At 71.5% G+C, this 3,547-nt stretch carries 2 protein-coding genes; both read left to right on the forward strand.

Translation table 11 applies throughout. From position 1 onward, the window contains the following. Positions 1–71: 71 nt before the first annotated feature. Positions 72–2,786, forward strand: a complete 2,715-nt coding sequence (locus QSJ59_RS24225; RefSeq protein WP_285762088.1) for a type I polyketide synthase — start codon at positions 72–74, stop codon at positions 2,784–2,786. A gap of 73 nt (positions 2,787–2,859) precedes the next feature. Further along, positions 2,860–3,547, forward strand: a 688-nt coding sequence (locus tag QSJ59_RS24230) for a beta-ketoacyl synthase N-terminal-like domain-containing protein (RefSeq protein ID WP_285762089.1), incomplete at its 3' end; no start/stop codon positions are given.

Below are 3,547 nucleotides of genomic sequence, written 5' to 3' on the forward strand. Positions count from 1 at the left end.
GGGGGTTGGGTGGGTTGTTTGTGGGTGGGGTGGATGTGGATTGGGGTCCGTTGGTGGGTGGGGGTGGGGGTGTGGTTCTGCCTACGTACGCCTTCCAACACAACCGCTACTGGCCCACCACCCCACCACCCGCGGCCGATGCCGCCGGCCTCGGCATGGAGTCGGCATCCCATCCCCTGCTGGGCACCGCGGTCCATCTGCCCGGGTCTGGTGGTTTGTTGCTCACGGGCAGACTCTCCACCGCGACCCACCCCTGGCTGGCCGACCACCGGCTCACGGGCACCACCGTCGTCCCCGGGACCGCGCTCCTGGAACTGCTGGTCCGTGCCGCCGACGAGCTGGACTGCCCACTACTGGAAGAACTGGTCAACGAGGTCCCCCTGCTCCTGCCCGACCAGGGCGGCGTGCGGGTGCGGGTCATGGTCGAGGGCCCCGACGACTCCGGCCGTCGTACCGCGGGCGTCTACTCCCGCGCCGAAGACGCCCCTCCGGAAACGGAGTGGGTGCGCCACGCCACGGCGACCCTGGCCCCGGACACCGACGTCGACCCCTTCGACCACGCCCAATGGCCCCCGTCCGGCGCACAGGAGCTGGACGTCCACGACTTCTACCCCGACCTGTCCGGGGCCGGCTACCACTACGGGCCCGCCTTCCGCGGACTGCGGGCAGCCTGGCGGCGCGGGGACGAACTGTTCGCCGAGGTCGCCCTCGACGACGACACCGCGTCGTCCGCGGCGGGATTCGGCGTCCACCCGGCGCTGCTGGACGCCGCCTTGCAGGCCATCACGCTGAGCGGACTCGAAGAGCAGGTCGAAGGGCACATCCGGGTGCCGTTCTCCTGGCGGGGGGTGCGGGTGCACGCCACGGGTGCCCCGATGCTGAGGGTGCGCCTCGCCTCGGACGGCGCCGACGGGATCACCGTGCAGGCAGCGGATGCGACCGGTTCCCCGGTGGTCTCGATTGCGTCGCTCACGTCGCGCCCCATCCCGACCGACCGGCTCACGCCGGGGCGCGAAACCGTCCCCGACACGCTGCTGCGTGTGCGCTGGGACGCTCCACCGGCACGTACCCCGCTACCGCCCGGGGCCACGCCGATCCTCATCGAGGCCCTGGGCGACGGAGATTCTCCCGAGGCCGCGCACGCGACCGTCGCCGATGTCCTGGCCCGGCTGCACCGCACGCTGGCCGAACCCGGACCACAGCCCCTGGTGGTGGTGACCCGCCGTGCGGTGGCCGTGGGAGCGGAACCGGTCGACCCGGCCGCCGCGGCGGTATGGGGCCTGGTGCGCTCGGCCCAGACCGAACACCCCGACCGCATCACCCTGGTCGACAGCGACGGCGACAATGCGGACCACGACGCCATTCTCGCGCTGGCCGCCGGGGAGCCGCAGGTGGCAGTACGAGAAGGCGCTGTCCTGGTGCCGCGTCTTGCCCGGATCACCGAACCCCCCACCGACGACCGGCCGTCGGTGGATCCTGCGGGGACCGTGTTGCTCACCGGAGGCACCGGGGCACTGGGGCGGACGGTGGCCCGCCATCTCGTGACGACGCACGGGGTACGGCGACTGCTGCTGGCGAGCCGCCGCGGTCCCCGGGCCGACGGGGCCGCCGAGCTGGTCGCTGAACTGGCAGAGGCCGGCTGCACGGCACACGTGGTGGCCTGCGATGTCTCCGACCGCGAGGCGGTCGTCGAGCTGCTGGCCGCGGTGCCGAAGACCCACCCGTTGACGGGTGTAGTGCACCTCGCCGGAGTGGTGGACGACGCAATGCTCGCCTCCCTGACCGCTGAGCGTCTCGCGACCGTCTTCGCGCCCAAAGCCGATGCGGCGCTGCACCTGGACGAACTGACCCGCGGCTGTGACCTGCGCATGTTCGTACTGTTCTCCTCGCTGGCCGCAACATTGGGAGGTGCGGGTCAGGGCAACTACGCTGCGGCCAACGCCTTCCTGGACGGTTTGGCGCAACGCCGCCGGTTCGAGGGGCTCCCCGCGCTCTCGCTGGCCTGGGGCCGTTGGCAGCACGACGACGGGATGGCGGCGCGCGTCCACCGGGCAGCGGATCACGGTTCCCCGCCCAACGGCGGTCTGCCGGGGATGACCGCAGAGGAGGGGCTCGCCCTGTTCGACACCGCACTGCGGCTGCACGAGCCGGTGCTGGTTCCCGTCGAGGCCGACCCCGCAACCCTCGCTGCCCTCACCGGCAACGGACAGGTACCGCCCTTGTTGCGCGCGCTGGTGCGCCCCGTGCGCCGCGCGGCAGGCACCGTGTCCATCGTGCCGCAGTCGTGGGCCGAGCGCATCGCCGGACTGAGCGAAGCCGAGCGTACCCGCACTCTGCTCGACCTGGTGCGGACCCAGGCCGCCACGGTGCTGGGCTCCGGTTCCGACCCGATCGGTGCGGACCGCGCCTTCACCGACATGGGATTCGACTCGCTCACCTCGGTGCAACTGCGCAACCGGTTGGTGGAGGCCACCGGGGTACGCCTGCCGGCCGCCGTCGTGTTCAACTGCCCGACCCCGACAGCACTGGCGGCCAGGATCCGCGACGAACTCCTTCCCGCCACCGTTCCCGACGAGTCGGCCGCACCCGATGAGGAGCGCCTGCGCCGGGTACTGGCGACCGTACCCCTGGACCGCCTCAGGGAAGCCGGCGTGCTCGACGCGCTCGTGCGGTTGACCGAGACCGCCACCGACTCCCCGGCACCGGACAGCACCGGCGGCGGGGGTATCGAGGCGATGGACGCGGACGACCTGGTGCGCCACGCCCTGCGCGGCATCGGCAACTGATCAGACCCCATGGCGGCCCCACGGTCGTGACGATCTTCCCCCGTAACGGCACCGAACCGATCGGAGCATACCCATGGCGACCTCTCACGAGCAGCTGGTCGAGGCCTTGCGCGCTTCGCTTATGGAGAACGAGCGGCTGCGCGGCGAACACGAGCGTTTCGCCGCAGTCAACGAACCGGTGGCGGTAGTCGCCATGGGGTGCCGTTTCCCGGGGGGTGTGGCGTCCCCGGAGGACCTGTGGCGGCTTGTGGTCGATGGGGTGGACGCCGCCTCGGGGTTTCCCACCGACCGCGGGTGGGATCTCGACACCCTGTTCGACCCCGACCCCGACCACGCGGGGACCTCCTACGTGCGTGAAGCCGGGTTCCTGCACGACATGGCTTTCTTCGACCCTGCGTTCTTCGGGATTTCGCCGCGTGAGGCGGTGGCGATGGACCCCCAGCAGCGGTTGCTGTTGGAGGTGGCCTGGGAGGTGTTCGAACGTGCCGGGATCGACCCGTCCTCGGTGCGCGGGAGCGACGTCGGAGTCTTCGGCGGAGTGATCAGCAACGACTACGGGACCCGCCTGCACCCCGTCCCCGCCGACTTCGAGGGTTACGTGGGAACCGGCAGTTCCGGCAGCGCCGCCATCGGCCGGGTGGCCTACACGCTGGGCCTGGAGGGGCCGGCGATCACGGTTGACACGGCGTGTTCGTCGTCGTTGGTGGCGATTCATCTGGCGGCGCAGGCGTTGCGTCGGGGTGAGTGCTCCATGGCCCTGG

The sequence above is a fragment of the Nocardiopsis ansamitocini genome, from assembly GCF_030268225.1.
Lineage (GTDB): Bacteria > Actinomycetota > Actinomycetes > Streptosporangiales > Streptosporangiaceae > Nocardiopsis_D > Nocardiopsis_D ansamitocini.